A 14,172-nucleotide genomic window follows, 5' to 3' on the forward strand; every position below is an offset into this window, starting at 1 on the left:
CCCCTGAAGGCCACCGGCCCGGTTCGGCGCACCGCCGACCGGACCCCCGAGGCGGCCGCCAGGCCCCGTACCTCCGACGCCCCCTGGACCACGCGAGCCGCCGCCCGACGCACGGCGGACACGACAGACGCACCGCGCACCGCCGAGCCGTCCCGCTCGACCGAGCCCCCGCGCGCACCCGAGCCGCTCCGCAGGCCGGGGGCCGCGCACGAGGAGACCCCGGCGGCCGGCCCACCGGCGCCCGACACCGTGGGCGGACTGCCCCGGCGGGTCCGGCAGGCCAGCCTCGCCCGCCAGCTCCGTGAGGACTCCGCGGAACGGACGGTGCACCGGGCCCCCGTGGACTCGTTCGACGACGCCGAGCGCGACGCCGACGAGGTACGCGACCGCATGGCCTCGCTCCAGCGCGGCTGGCAGCGCGGCCGTCAGCAGAACGCCGAGACCACTGAGACCACTGAGAACACCGGGACAACCGAAAGCACCGGGACAACCGAGAACACCGCGACCACCGAAACCGCCGAGGACACCGCGAACACCGGCGACCCCGGTGGCACAGCACCAGGAACCACTCCGGGAGGGGACGGTCGATGACCGCACCGAACGCCGCAGCACACAACCCCGCACGCCACGGCTCGGGCGAACTGAACTGGCTGCTCGACGAACTCGTCCAGCGCGTCGCCAGCATCCGCAAGGCGCTGGTGCTCTCCAGCGACGGACTCGCCACCGGCGCCTCGGCGGACCTGACCCGCGAGGACAGCGAGCATCTCGCCGCCGTCGCCTCCGGGTTCCACAGCCTCGCCAAGGGCGTGGGCCACCACTTCGACGCGGGCCGGGTGCGCCAGACCGTCGTCGAACTGGACGAGGCGTTCCTCTTCGTCACGGCGGCCGGCGACGGAAGCTGCCTCGCCGTCCTGGCCGAGGCCGACTCCGACGTGGGCCAGGTCGCGTACGAGATGACGCTGATGGTCAAGCGCGTGGGGGCCCATCTGGCCAACGCCCCACGGACGACCGGTCTGCCCGCCGGAGGCTGAGCGTGGCGGGCATGAGCGCCGACTCCCCCCGGGGCACCGGCCCCGGATCCCCGGACGGGACCGCCGACCCCCAGTCCTCGCGGTGGTACGACGCGGACGCGGGACCGGTGGTCCGTCCGTACGCGATGACTCGGGGGCGTACGAGCAGCGCCTCCCGGCACCGCCTCGACCTGATCGCGCTCGTCGTGCCGGAACCGGCCGCCGACGATCCCGGCCGGGACCAGACGCTCGCCCCCGAACACGTGACGATCGTCGAACTCTGCAGCGACAGACCCCAGTCGATCGCCGAGCTCTCCGCCGACCTCGACCTCCCCGTAGGGGTGGTACGGGTCCTGGTCGGCGATCTCGTCGAGGACGAGCTGGTGCACGTCACCCGACCCGTTCCGCCGGCCGAGCTGCCGGACGTGAACATTCTTCGCGAGGTAATCAATGGCCTTCGGGCGCTCTAGCCGCGTCAAGCAGCGGCCCGTCGAGCCCGTCACCCTGAAGATCCTGGTGGCGGGCGGGTTCGGCGTCGGCAAGACGACCGCGGTAGGCGCGGTCAGCGAGATCAGGCCGCTGCGCACCGAGGAACGCCTCAGCGAGGCGGGCCGCCCGGTGGACGATCTGGACGGGGTCGAGTCCAAGACCACCACCACGGTCGCGATGGACTTCGGCCGGATCACGCTCCGGGAGGACCTGGTCCTCTACCTGTTCGGCACACCCGGCCAGGACCGCTTCTGGTTCCTGTGGGACGAGTTGGCCCAGGGCTCCCTGGGCGCGGTCGTCCTGGCCGACACCCGGCGGCTGGAGGACTGCTTCGCCGCGGTCGACTACTTCGAGCGCAGGCGGATCCCGTTCACGGTCGCCGTCAACACCTTCGAGGGAGCCGAGCGGTTCCCCACCCAGACCGTGCGGACCGCGCTCGACCTCGACCCCGAGGTCCCGGTGCTCGTCTGCGACGCCCGGGACCGGTCCTCCGTGCGGGACGTCCTGATCGCGGTCGTGGAACACGCCCTGGAGCGCGCGGCACTGGCCCGCGAACCCGTCGCCACCTGACCGGCTCTGAGCCGGGGCCGATTCCGTTACGCGTACGGCCCGTACCCCCGCCGACAGGGGTACGAGCCGCACGTCGCCCGGCGCGCCGGGTCCTGAGTGTTCTGCTGCCGTGACGGCCAGTCAAGTCCGGGACACAGAAAAGCTGTTGAGCGGGCATCGGGACTCAACGGACCGCCACCACCGCCGACCCGTGCCCGAACAGCCCCTGGTTCGCCGTGATGCCGACCCGGGCGCCCGGCACCTGCCGCTGTCCGGCCCGTCCGCGCAACTGCCGGGTCAGCTCGCAGACCTGCGCGATCGCCTGGGCGGGGACCGCCTCGCCGAACGAGGCCAGACCGCCGCTCGCGTTCACCGGAACCCGGCCGCCCAGCGCGGTCGCCCCCGAGCGCAGGAGCTTCGCCCCCTCGCCCGGACCGCACAGCCCGATGTCCTCGTACCACTCCAACTCCAGTGCGGTGGACAGGTCGTAGACCTCCGCCAGCGAGAGGTCCGCGGGCCCGATCCCCGCCTCCTCGTACGCCGTCCGCGTGATCGAGGACCGGAAGCTCTCGGGTGACGGATCCAGTGTCCCCGTACAGCGCCATGCGGCGGCGGGCGTACAGCCCGAAGTACGCCGGATTCGTCGCCCCGAGCACCCGGAAGCGCAGCCAGTCCGGATCGTCCGGCCGCTCCCCGCCCGCCGGGGCGAAGAACCCCTTGGGCGCGGCGTCGGCCCCCACGACCAGCACCACGTCCGCCAGTCCCGCCAGGATCTGCGCCCGCGCCGTGTCGATGGCCTGCGCCCCGGAGGCGCACGCCGCGTACACGGACGCCACCCGCGCCTCCTGCCACCCGAGGGCCCGGGCGAACGTCGCCCCCCGCCACGTACCCCGGGTAGCCCCCGCGCACCGTCTGCGCGCCGACCACCGACCGCACCTCGGTCCAGTCGATGCCCGCGTCCGCGAGCGCGGCCCGCGCCGCGATCCGGCCGTACGTGACGAAGCCGCGCCCCCACTTGCCCCACGGATGCATCCCGGCCCCGAGGACGGCCACCTCGCCGGTCATGATTGGCCCTTCGCCGGTACGGGACGCCAGTGCCAGGTCGTGTGCACGGTGCCCGTCGCCCGGCCCTCGTCCAGGACGCCCGGCACGACCTCCACCACCGAGCCGACGGGGAGATCGGCCACGCCCACCCCCGGGGCGGCCTGCCCGAGCACCACCATGCGCTCGTCGGCCAGCTCGACGGCGACCAGCGTGTACGGAGTCCAGGGGGCGTCGGGGTCGCTGACGTACGGGGGCGGCGGCCGGTAGCGCCCGTCGGTGCAGGACCACACCGTGCCGCGCTCGGACAGCGGCACCTCCTCCAACTCCCCGCCGGGACAGCCCGGGTTGCGGCAGTGACCGTCCTCCCGGGGGAAGTGGACCGACCGGCAGCCGGAGCAGCGGGTGCCCAGGAGCCGGAAATCCTCTTCCGTGGCGTCCTCGGTGAACCAACCGGCCACCACGGGTGTGCGCGTGCGCGACAAAGCCCCTCCCGGCACTGGATTTGACGGTACGTCAGAAGTGTGCCACGGGAGCCCTTCCTCGGCGAGGGGTGCGGCCGAGCAGCCCTAGGGGATGTCCTCCCCGTGCTCGGCCAGCCACTTCGCCGCGATCTCCGCCAGCTCCGCGTCCCGGCCGGCGAGCATCGTCCGGATCATCTGCGCGTCCCCGCGCAGCGACCACGCCGGATGCCCGAACGTGGCCGGGTTGTTCTTCTCGATCAGGAAGTGCGCGGGCCACGCCGTGCCGTACCCGATGAGCGGCAGGGCCGCCAGATACCGTTTCCGGCCCCGTGCGAGCCCGTATGCGGAGATCGCGAGCCCGGTCAGGGTGCCGGTCAGATGGACCCAGCGGGTGGCGGCCCGGGAGTGCATCGCCACGTAGTACGGCCAGAATTCCTCGTACGTATCGAACGTCTGCTGTGACATACGGGCACCGTAGCCGCCCGATCGGCAACCGAACACGCCTCTTTCGCGTCCGAAATGAAGAACGGGCGGCCGGAGCCCACGGGGGTGGTCCCGGTCGCCCGTTCTGTTCAGGGCCTGCCTACCGACCTGCGATCCACCGGGAAGTCGAAGTAGGTGTCCGGGAACAGCTCGGGCTTGAAGGTGAAGTGCCACCACTCCTCCGGCAGGTTCACGAACCCCACCTCGGTCAACGTCCGCTTCAGCAACTGCCGGTTGGCGCGCTGAGCCCCCTGCACCCGCGGATCATCCGTGTGCGACAAGGTGTCGAAGCAGTCGTAACCGGTGCCCATGTCCATCGAGTTGTCGGGGAACCGCTCGTCCTGCGGCCAGAAGCAGGGGCTCAACCGCTCACCCGGACGGTACGGCCTGGTCGGCAGGGCGGGGAGCTTGACCAGGGTCAGGTCCACCGTGCTGCCCCGGCTGTGCCCGGACTTCTCCGCGATGTAACCGTCCTCGAACAGGCGGGACTTGTCGACCCGCGGATAGAACTCCCCCTTCATCGACTGGTCGTCGAGATCCTTTGCCCATCGCACGAAGTGGTCCACGGCCCGCTGCGGCCGGTAGCAGTCGTACACCTTCAGTGAATACCCCTGACGCAACAGCCGCTTCTGCGCCAGGTGCAGGGCGCGCGCGGCCGGCCGGGTCACGATGCAGACCGGCTGCCGGTACCCGTCCACCCGCTCACCCATGAAGGTGTGCGCCGTGGTGTAACGCATCTCCTGGATGATCGTCGGATCCACCGAACGCAGCGCCACGAACTCCTCGGGGGCCCGTGGTTCGGGGCGCGCCTGGGCGGCGGGGGAGAGGGTGGTGGCGGCGAGGAGGGCGGCGGCCGTGGTGGCCAGGGCACGCAGAGCGGTACGCATTCCTGTCATGGGCACACCGTCTATCAGTTGGGCGGCGCGCGCGGAAGAACCCGTCCGATACAGTCCGCCCGTGTCCGAACCCGGCAACAGCCCCTTCCCGCAGCCGCCCCGGTACGTACGGGACTCCCACTGCGGCACGTGCGGAGCCCCGTACGCCGCCCTCCCGTCCGCCGACGCCTGGCCCCGCACCTGTACGCACTGCGGAGCCACCGCCTACCGCAACCCGCTCCCCGTCGCGGTGGCCCTGCTGCCGGTCACCGGCCCGCGCTCCACCGGACTCGTCGTCATCACCCGCACCATCGAGCCGCAGAAGGGCGGCGCGGCCCTGCCCGGCGGGTTCATCGACCATGCCGAGGACTGGCGTACGGCGGTGGCCCGCGAACTCCGCGAGGAGACCGGCATCGAGGCGACCGCACAGGACGTCCGGCTCGCCGACGCCCTCAGCGACACCGACGGCCACCTCCTGGTCTTCGGCCTCCTCCCGCCCCGCCCCCTCGCGAGCCTGCCGCCCTCGACCCCGACCGACGAGACATCCGGCTACGACATCCTGTACGGCCCCCGCCCCCTGGCCTTCCCGCTGCACACGGAGGCCGCCGACGCCTGGTTCGCGGGGCGCTACGGCTGAGGGCGCCGGGGCCGAACCGACTCCGCAGGGGCCGACGCGTACGGACGCCTGTCCCAGGCCCTAGAAACCGTCCGGCACCCCCCGCACCCACACCCGGCAGTCGACCTCACCCTCCCCGCCGCCCCGCCCCACCACCACGCGGCCGTCCTCCCACCGCGTCGCATACCGCTCGACCTCCGCCTCCGTCCATCCGTCACCCGCGTCCCGTACCACCAGCCCGCCGCCGGTCCGCCCCGGCGCGGGCGCCCACACCTCCAGCTCCGGTTCGCCGTCCGCACCCCGTACCGGAATCACCGCGCCCGCCCGCGCCAGCACCGGCACCCCCGACAGCGGGGCGTCGACCAGCACCTGGCCCGGCCCCTCGTACGCCCGCCCGGTCACCGTGTCGTACCACCGCCCCCTCGGCAGCCGCACCGCCCGCCGCCGCACCCCGGGCTCCAGCACCGGAGCCACCAGCAGCGCATCGCCCAGCAGGAACGCGTCCTCGCACTCCCGCAGCGCCCGGTCGCCCGGCGCACCCCACCACACCGGCCGTACATAGGGCGCACCCGACAGCCGCGCCACATGTGACAGCGACACGAAGTACGGGTGCAGCCGCTCCCGCTCCACCAGCGCCGCCCGCGCGTGCTCCAGTACCTCCGGCCCGAACTCCCACGGCTCCCGCCGCCCCGCGTCGATCGCCGAGTGCGTACGGAACAACGGCAGATACGCCCCCAACTGGAACCACCGCAGATACAGCTCCGGCGACGGGAACCCGTCGAACCCGCCCACATCCGGACCCGAGTACGGCACGCCGCACAGCCCGAGCCCCACCACCAGCGACAACGACGCCCGCAGCCCCGGCCACCCCGTCGACACATCACCGGACCAGGTGCCCCCGTACCTCTGCATCCCCGCCCAGCCCGACCGCGAGAAGAGGAACGGCCGCTCCTCGGGCCGCAGCCGGAGCAGCCCCTCGTACCCCGCCCGCGCCATCGCCAGCGCGTACACGTTGTGCGCCTCGCGATGATCACCCCCGGCCCCCTCCAGCACATGCCGGGCCGAACGCGGCAGCGACGGATCCCCGAACGCCGCGAAGGACACGGGCTCGTTCATGTCGTGCCAGATCCCCGAGAAGCCCTGCGCAAGCCGCTCCTCGTACAGAGATCCCCACCAATCCCGCACAAGCGGATCGGTGAAGTCCGGATAGACGCAGGCCCCCGGCCACACCTCCCCGACCACCACCCGCCCCCGCGCGTCCCGCACGTACGCACCGCGCTCCCCGACCGCCCGGCCCGCGTCGAACACCGCGTCGCCCGGCTCCGCCTTCACCGCCGGGTCCACGATCGACACCAGCCGCACCCCTTCCCCGCGCAGCTCCTTCGCCAGCGCGGGTAGATCGGGGAACCGCTCCCGGTCCACCGTGAACACCCGGTGCCCGTCGTAGTGGTCGATGTCCAGATGCAGCACGGACAGCGGCAGCCCCCGCTCCCGGTACCCGTCGACGACCCGCCGCACTTCTTCCTCACTGCCGAACCCCCACCGGGCGTGCTGCGGCCCCAGCGCCCAGGACGGCGGCAGCGCCGCCGCGCCCGTCAGCGCCGTCCACCCCTGAAGCACCCGGGCCGGCGTCCCCACCACCACCCAGCAGCGCAGCGGCCCGCCCTCCATCCGCACCTCGCAGGCGCCCGGCCGGTCATGCCCCGAACCGGCTCCCTCCTCGCCCTCCCGCAGCACCACCCGCCCCGCCCAGGAGTTGTCGTGGAACGCCAGATGCGTCCCCGCGTCCGACACCACCACCTGCACCGGCATCGTCAGATACAGCGGATCGTCCCCGGGACCGAAACGCCCGCCCGGATCGGTGTTCCACAGCCGGTACACCCCGTCCCGCAACCGGGGCCCGCCCGAACGCCCGCCGAGCCCGAAGAACCGCGCGTCCGCCGGCACCTCGGAGCGCTGCACCCACCGCACCGGACCCCCGCCCACCGGCTCCCACCAGCGCGGCGGCAGCTCACGCCGCAACAGCACCCCGCCCGGCGTCCGCAGCTCCACCGCCCCGGTCCGCGACACCACCACCGTCAGCCGCTCCGAGACCACCTGCCAGCCGCCGTCCTTGCCCGGCTCCAGCACCGCCCGCTCGTCCGGCGCGGGAGCCTCGCCCGCCACCGCGTACGACGGCAGCGGCTCCGCCCCGTCCCACGCCCAGAACACCGCACCGCCCACCGACACACGGATACGCAGCTCCGAACGGGCGAACCGCACCACACCCCCGCCCGGACCCGGCTCCGCACCCGTCACCGCCCCGGGCACCCGGGCCCGCTCCGCCCCGCGCGCCGGCAGCGCCGCCGCGTCCGCGGACCTGCGCCGCCACGCCGCGCGCACCGTGCGCAGCCCCCGCACCGAACCGACCAACCTCACCCGACGCACCAGGTCACGACCGTCCATGGCGCACACCCTGCCACCCGCCCGGCCCGCAGAACCCTCCGTTCAACTCCCGTTCACCCATGCCGGCCACGGCGCGAAGGAACCGCTCACGGCGGGGCCACCCTGGTGCCGAAGACGATCACATGGCATCGTCCGTGTCAGCCGCTCACGCGCACATCCCGGCCCGTGCGGCACCGACACGCCCACCCCGCGTACCCGTACAGCCAGGGAGCAGCCCTCATGACCGCAGCCACGCCCGACGACGCCCCGCTCTGGCAGCCCGGCCCCGACCGCATCGAGGCCGCGGCCGTCACCCGCTTCCAGAACTGGGCCGCGACCCGGTACGGCGCCCCGGCCGACGGCGGGTACGCGGCGCTCCACCGCTGGTCCGTCGACGAACTCGACACCTTCTGGCGTGCGGTGGCCGACTGGTTCGACATCCGCTTCTCCACCCCGTACGAGAGCGTCCTCGGCGACCGCGCGATGCCCGGCGCCACCTGGTTCCCCGGCGCCACCCTCAACTACGCCGAACACGCCCTGCGGACCGCCGAGGACCCGTCCCGCGCCGACACCCCCGCCCTGCTGTACGTCGACGAGACCCACACCCAGCTCCCCATCAGCTGGGCCGAACTCCGCCGCCAGGTCGGCGCGCTCGCCGCCGAACTCCGCGCCCTCGGCGTCACCCCCGGCGACCGCGTCAGCGGCTACCTCCCCAACATCCCGCAGGCCGTCGTCGCGTTCCTCGCCACCGCGGCCGTCGGCGGCGTCTGGACCTCCTGCGCCCCCGACTTCGGCGCCCGCAGCGTCCTCGACCGGTTCCAGCAGATCGAACCCGTCGTCCTGTTCACCGTCGACGGCTACCGCTACGGCGGCAAGGAGCACGACCGTACGGAGACCGTCGCCGAACTCCGCCGCGAACTGCCCACCCTCCGCGCCGTCGTCCACATCCCGCTGCTCGGCACGGACGCCCCCGAAGGCGCCCTGGCCTGGGCCGCCCTCACCTCCGCCGACACCGAGCCGGTCTTCGAACAGGTCCCCTTCGAGCACCCGCTCTGGGTCCTCTACTCCTCCGGCACCACCGGCCTGCCCAAGGCCATCGTCCAGTCCCAGGGCGGCATCCTGCTCGAACACTTCAAGCAGCTCGGCCTGCACTGCGACCTCGGCCCCGAGGACCGCTTCTTCTGGTACACCTCCACCGGCTGGATGATGTGGAACTTCCTCGTCTCCGGCCTCCTCACCGGCACCACCGTCGTCCTGTACGACGGCAGCCCCGGCTACCCCGACGTCAGCGCCCAGTGGCGGGTCGCCGAACAGACCGGCGCCACCCTCTACGGCACCTCCGCCGCGTACGTCATGGCCTGCCGCAAGGCCGACATCCACCCCGGCCGCGACTTCGACCTCTCCCGCGTCCAGTGCGTCGCCACCACCGGCTCCCCGCTCCCGCCCGACGGCTTCCGCTGGCTCCACGACGAGGTCGCCGAGGACCTCTGGATCGCCTCCGTCAGCGGCGGCACCGACGTCTGCTCCTGCTTCGCCGGAGCCGTCCCCACCCTCCCGGTCCACATCGGCGAGCTCCAGGCCCCGTGTCTGGGCACCGACCTCCAGTCCTGGGATCCGGCAGGCAAGCCGCTGATCAACGAAGTCGGCGAACTGGTCGTCACCAACCCCCTCCCGTCCATGCCCATCCGCTTCTGGAACGACCCCGACGGCAGCCGCTACCACGACAGCTACTTCGACATGTACCCCGGCGTCTGGCGCCACGGCGACTGGATCACCATCACCGACCGCGGCTCGGTGATCATCCACGGCCGTTCCGACTCCACCCTGAACCGCCAGGGCGTCCGCATGGGCTCCGCCGACATCTACGAGGCCGTCGAACGGCTCCCCGAGATCCGGGAGTCCCTCGTCATCGGCCTCGAAGAACCCGACGGCGGCTACTGGATGCCGCTCTTCGTCCACCTCGCCGAAGGCGCCACCCTCGACGACGACCTGCGCGCCGCGATCAAGCGGACGATCCGCGACAACCTCTCCCCGCGCCACGTACCGGACGAGGTCATCGAGGTCCCCGCCATCCCGCACACCCTCACCGGCAAGCGCATCGAGGTTCCGGTCAAGCGCCTGCTCCAGGGAACCGAGCTGGCCAAGGCCGTCAACCCGGGCTCCGTCGACAACCTGGACCTCCTCCACTTCTACGCCGACCTGGCCGCGAGGCGCCGCGCGTAACGCCACTGTCAGTCCCCCTGATTACGCTGAGTGAGCAAGGATTCACCGCGCACAGGGGGACACATGGCGCAGACCGACAACACCAGGCACAACGCCCAGCACAAGGCGACGCTCAAGGCGGCGCACCGCAAGAACCGCACCAGGAGGCACGGCACCCCGCACCCCACCACCCTGCGACGCACGCTGCGCCGCGAAGCCCCCAGCACCGTCGGCCTCCTCGTCGACGCGCAGGACTTCGCGGCCATGCGCCACTACCGCACCTTCCCCTTCGACGACCACACCGTCTATCTGCACCAGGTCGAGGGCCTGCTCAAGACACTGGCCGCCCAGGGCATGCACGCCACGATCGCCCTCTTCGACCCCGAGGACTACGCCGAGTTCTGCGCGGAGTCCGGAATCGACGCGGACACCGGCGCCAGCCGCAGCCGCTTCACCGCCGAGATCGCCGCCGCCGGAGCCACGGTCGCCTACACCGGCCAGAGCCTCGACGACCTCATCCCCGTCCTCGTCTCCCGCGCGGTCCGCCAGGCCACCTGGGAGTACGCCACCCTCCTCCTCGCCGACCTCGGCACCTGCGCCGACTGCGGCCAGGACATCGGACGCGCGGCTTTCGACCGCGCCTCGCACCTGCTCATGCGCCTGCTGGAAACGGCGGGACCGGGCGCCCACCACCTGGTGTGCAGTGTCCCGACGGACAACGACCAGCTCCTGGCCGTGCTCCACACCCACCGCGACACCACAGGACCGGCCCGCCTCGACAGCGCGGAGGGCGCGGAGTTCGCCACCGTCCTCGCGGTGGCCGTCGCCCTGGAATCGCGCGGCGGAGTCGTCCTGCGCACCAGCGCCCCCGACAGCCCGGACCGCGTCCACGGCTGGCGCTTGGCCCACGGCGGCCTCGCCCCGCTCACCGCCGGCGAGGTCTTCAACGCCTACTGCACGGACGCGGACACCGGAGAGCCCGTCTCCCCGGAATCCGGGGTGGAGTATTGCGCGGGATTCGACATCGGAGCCGAGCCCCCGGAAACCCACCGCTGACAAAGCGACAAAGGGGAGGGGCCTCCCGCCAACGGCGGAAGACCCCTCCCCGGAATTCTTGCTGTTACTGCCTACTGCCTACTGCCTACTCGCCCGAGAGCACGGCCTGCGCCGCGCTGCGCGCCTCGTCGGCCGAGTCGGCCGACCGAGCGGCGTTCGCCGCCCGCTCGCACTGCGCCAGCGTGTACTTGGCCAGCGTGGCCCGCACATAAGGAATGGACGCCGCACCCATGGAGAGCGAGGTGACACCCAGACCCGTCAGCACACAGGCCAGCAGCGGATCGGCGGCGGCCTCCCCGCAGACACCGCAGCTCTTGCCCTCGGCACGAGCGGCCTCGGCGGACAGCGCCACGAGATCCAGCAGCGCCGGCTGCCACGGGTCCTGGAGCCGCGACACCGCGCCCACCTGACGGTCGGCCGCGAAGGTGTACTGCGCCAGGTCGTTGGTGCCCAGCGACAGGAACTCGACCTCCTGGAGGATCGACCGCGCCCGCAGAGCGGCGGACGGAATCTCCACCATCGCGCCGAACTTCGCCCGCAGCCCCGCCTCACGGCACGCGTCCGCGAATGCCTTGGCGTCGATGCGGTCGGCGACCATGGGGGCCATGACCTCCAGGTACACCGGCAGACCCTCGGCGGCCTTCGCCAGCGCGGTCAGCTGGGTACGCAGCACCTCGGGGTGGTCCAGCAGGCTCCGCAGCCCACGGACGCCGAGCGCCGGGTTCGGCTCGTCGGCCGGCGTCAGGAAGTCCAGCGGCTTGTCCGCGCCGGCGTCCAGCACGCGCACGACGACGCGCCCCTCGGGGAACGCCTCCAGCACCGCACGGTAAGCCGCGACCTGCTTCTCCTCGGAAGGAGCCTGCTTGCTGTCGTCCAGGAACAGGAACTCGGTCCGGAACAGCCCGACGCCCTCGGCCCCCGCCTCGACCGCGGCGGGCACATCGCCCGGGCCGCCGACATTGGCGAGCAGCGGCACCTTGTGCCCGTCCGATGTGGCACCGGGACCGGTGGAGGCGGACAGCGCAGCCTTACGAGCGGCAGCGGCGGCCTCCATCTCGGCCCGCTTCTCCGCACTCGGGTCGACGAAGATCTCACCCGTGCTGCCGTCCACCGCGACAACCGTGCCCTCGGCCAGCTCACCGGCGCCGGGCAGCGCCACCACGGCCGGAACGCCGAGCGCCCGCGCCAGGATCGCGCTGTGGCTGGTCGGCCCGCCCTCCTCGGTCACGAAGCCGAGCACGAGCGTCGGGTCGAGGAGCGCGGTGTCGGCCGGCGCCAGGTCGCGGGCGATCAGCACATACGGCTCGTCGCTGTCCGGCACACCGGGCATCGGCACACCGAGCAACCGCGCCACGATCCGGTTCCGTACGTCGTCGAGGTCCGCGACCCGCCCCGCCAGGTACTCCCCGGCATTGGCGAGCAGCGCACGGTACGCGGCGAACGCGTCGTACACGGCACGCTCGGCGGTGCTGCCCACGGCGATACGCCGATCGACATCGGACATCAGCTCGGGGTCCTGCGCCATCATGGCCTGCGCCTCGAGCACGTGCTGTGCCTCGCCGCCGGCCAGATTGCCGCGCGCGACCAGATCGGCCGCCACGGCTTCCACCGCCTGCCGGGCACGCCCCTGTTCGCGCTCGGCCTCCTCGGCGGGGATCGATTTGGCGGGCGGCTCCAGCACCGCCGTACCCATGTGCCGAACCTCGCCGATGGCCACACCGTGGCTCACGCCGACGCCTCGCAGCGTTGTCTCCATTTCACCCGTCTCCGGTTGTGCGGTGACCGAGTCACCGCGGTGGTTGTGCAACTGGCTGGTGACTGCGCCCGAGGCGCTACTGCCAGCCGAACAGCGTGTCGCCGATCTTCACGTCCCCGTCCTCACGGACATCGGAGAGCGACTCGGCGGTGGCCTCCAGGGCCACGATCGGGCAGATGGGTGACTTGCCGGCGGCCTCGACGGCGACCGGGTCCCAGCGCACGATGCCCTGGCCCCGGGTCACGGTGTCCCCCTTGTTCACGAGAAGCTCGAAGCCCTCGCCGTTGAGCTGGACGGTGTCGATGCCGAGGTGCGTCAGGACCCCGTGCCCGTCCGCGTCGACGACGACGAACGCGTGGGGGTGAAGGGAGACGACGATGCCGTCCACCGGGGACACGGCCTCGGAGGGCTCACGTACGGGGTCGATGGCGGTGCCGGGACCGACCATCGCGCCGGAGAAGACCGGGTCGGGAACCGCGGTGAGTCCGATGGCGCGTCCAGCAAGAGGGGACGTCACGTTGGTCATAGGGAGCCTCCCAGGGGGTGGAGATTCAGGTGTCGCCGCCGCGACTGATGGGGGACGGCGTACTGCTCAGCAGAGTAAGTCATATGAAGTCCCGGTTCCGCCCGAGACCTACCGCTTGACGGACCTAGGGGTGCACCAGAAACGATTTGCCTCGATCCCCGGCGGCCTGTACTGTCGTACTCCTGCCTGACCCCAACGCGACTTTGAGTCGGGGGTCGGCGGCGACCTTCAAGCCCAGATCCTAACCATGAACCTTCCTTCGGCATGCCCGCAGGACCGTGGTCAATGAGACGGAAAAGGCCTGATAGAGTCGGACCCGCCGAAAGGGAAAAGCGCGAAAGCGAATTACCCGAAGGCGAAATGCAGAACCTGTTTCGACCGGGAGTCAGACACTGGAAAGAGTCTGATAGAGTCGGAAACGCAAGACAAAGAAGAAAACGAAGGGAAGCGCCCGGAGGGCCCCGGTGATACGGGACCAAAGGAAGCGTCCGTTCCTTGAGAACTCAACAGCGTGCCAAAAGTCAACGCCAGATATGTTGATACCCCGTCTCCGGCCGTTCGGTCGGGACGCGGTTCCTTTTGAAATACCCAGCGAGGATGCTGTGAACAACGGGTCTTATTCCGACCGGTTGTTCCGCTCTCGTGTGTGTGCACCCGATTACGGGTAAACATTCACGGAGA

General features: G+C 71.9%; 12 protein-coding genes and 2 pseudogenes. 7 read left to right on the top strand and 7 right to left on the bottom strand.

All coding sequences use genetic code 11. The features are described 5' to 3' along the window. The 4 genes and pseudogenes from ACFWM7_RS26005 to ACFWM7_RS26020 form a co-directional block, all read left to right on the top strand. Nucleotides 1-591 (top strand): annotated as a pseudogene (locus tag ACFWM7_RS26005) (histidine kinase); the annotation flags it as partial. Further along, the gene (locus ACFWM7_RS26010) at nucleotides 588-1,031 is read left to right on the top strand and encodes a roadblock/LC7 domain-containing protein (RefSeq protein WP_007446101.1); all 444 of its coding nucleotides are present in this window, start codon (nucleotides 588-590) and stop codon (nucleotides 1,029-1,031) included. The pseudogene ACFWM7_RS26005 and the gene ACFWM7_RS26010, both read left to right, overlap by 4 nt. 11 nt (nucleotides 1,032-1,042) lie before the next feature. Next, nucleotides 1,043-1,480, top strand: coding sequence for a DUF742 domain-containing protein (locus ACFWM7_RS26015; RefSeq protein WP_383264657.1), 438 nt, complete (start codon nucleotides 1,043-1,045; stop codon nucleotides 1,478-1,480). Beyond that, nucleotides 1,461-2,069 carry an ATP/GTP-binding protein gene (locus tag ACFWM7_RS26020; protein WP_383264660.1) on the top strand — a complete coding sequence of 203 codons (609 nt, stop codon included), beginning with the start codon at nucleotides 1,461-1,463 and terminating at the stop codon, nucleotides 2,067-2,069. The genes ACFWM7_RS26015 and ACFWM7_RS26020 overlap by 20 nt, the downstream gene beginning before the upstream one ends. Nucleotides 2,070-2,232: 163 nt before the next feature. On the opposite strand, the pseudogene ACFWM7_RS26025 reads toward ACFWM7_RS26020, so the two are convergent. From ACFWM7_RS26025 to ACFWM7_RS26040, 4 genes and pseudogenes are all read right to left on the bottom strand, one after another. After that, nucleotides 2,233-3,113, bottom strand: a pseudogene (locus tag ACFWM7_RS26025) (beta-ketoacyl synthase N-terminal-like domain-containing protein). After that, entirely contained in the window at nucleotides 3,110-3,574 is a 465-nt protein-coding gene (locus ACFWM7_RS26030) for a Zn-ribbon domain-containing OB-fold protein (protein ID WP_383264663.1), read from the bottom strand. The pseudogene ACFWM7_RS26025 and the gene ACFWM7_RS26030 overlap by 4 nt, the downstream one beginning before the upstream one ends. Nucleotides 3,575-3,658: 84 nt before the next feature. Continuing rightward, nucleotides 3,659-4,018: an Mpo1-like protein gene (locus ACFWM7_RS26035; protein WP_383264666.1), complete on the bottom strand. Its 360-nt coding sequence runs from the start codon at nucleotides 4,016-4,018 to the stop codon at nucleotides 3,659-3,661. Between the two features lie 107 nt (nucleotides 4,019-4,125). Then, nucleotides 4,126-4,923 carry a M15 family metallopeptidase gene (locus ACFWM7_RS26040; RefSeq protein ID WP_383264685.1) on the bottom strand — a complete coding sequence of 266 codons (798 nt, stop codon included), beginning with the start codon at nucleotides 4,921-4,923 and terminating at the stop codon, nucleotides 4,126-4,128. A gap of 70 nt (nucleotides 4,924-4,993) precedes the next feature. On the opposite strand from ACFWM7_RS26040, the gene ACFWM7_RS26045 reads away from it, so the two are divergent. After that, nucleotides 4,994-5,548 carry an NUDIX domain-containing protein gene (locus ACFWM7_RS26045; RefSeq protein WP_383264669.1) on the top strand — a complete coding sequence of 185 codons (555 nt, stop codon included), beginning with the start codon at nucleotides 4,994-4,996 and terminating at the stop codon, nucleotides 5,546-5,548. A 60-nt stretch (nucleotides 5,549-5,608) separates the two neighbouring features. On the opposite strand, the gene ACFWM7_RS26050 is transcribed toward ACFWM7_RS26045, so the two are convergent. Continuing rightward, a complete protein-coding gene (locus ACFWM7_RS26050; RefSeq protein WP_383264672.1) occupies nucleotides 5,609-7,972 on the bottom strand; it encodes a glycoside hydrolase family 31 protein in 2,364 nt (787 codons plus the stop codon). Nucleotides 7,973-8,191: 219 nt separating this feature from the next. On the opposite strand from ACFWM7_RS26050, the gene ACFWM7_RS26055 reads away from it, so the two are divergent. Both ACFWM7_RS26055 and ACFWM7_RS26060 read left to right on the top strand, forming a co-directional pair. Continuing rightward, entirely contained in the window at nucleotides 8,192-10,174 is a 1,983-nt protein-coding gene (locus tag ACFWM7_RS26055) for an acetoacetate--CoA ligase (protein ID WP_383264675.1), read from the top strand. A gap of 63 nt (nucleotides 10,175-10,237) precedes the next feature. Beyond that, nucleotides 10,238-11,209, top strand: a complete 972-nt coding sequence (locus ACFWM7_RS26060) for a hypothetical protein (protein WP_383264679.1) — start codon at nucleotides 10,238-10,240, stop codon at nucleotides 11,207-11,209. An 85-nt stretch (nucleotides 11,210-11,294) separates the two neighbouring features. Here ACFWM7_RS26060 and ptsP read toward each other — a convergent pair whose 3' ends face one another. Both ptsP and ACFWM7_RS26070 read right to left on the bottom strand, forming a co-directional pair. After that, on the bottom strand, nucleotides 11,295-12,965 hold the full coding sequence (gene ptsP, locus ACFWM7_RS26065; RefSeq protein WP_383264682.1) for a phosphoenolpyruvate--protein phosphotransferase: 1,671 nt from the start codon (nucleotides 12,963-12,965) through the stop codon (nucleotides 11,295-11,297). A 76-nt stretch (nucleotides 12,966-13,041) separates the two neighbouring features. After that, entirely contained in the window at nucleotides 13,042-13,491 is a 450-nt protein-coding gene (locus ACFWM7_RS26070) for a PTS glucose transporter subunit IIA (protein ID WP_010057444.1), read from the bottom strand. Nucleotides 13,492-14,172: the final 681 nt, after the last annotated feature.

The sequence above is a fragment of the Streptomyces sp. NPDC058375 genome (assembly GCF_042723425.1).
GTDB lineage: Bacteria > Actinomycetota > Actinomycetes > Streptomycetales > Streptomycetaceae > Streptomyces > Streptomyces durocortorensis.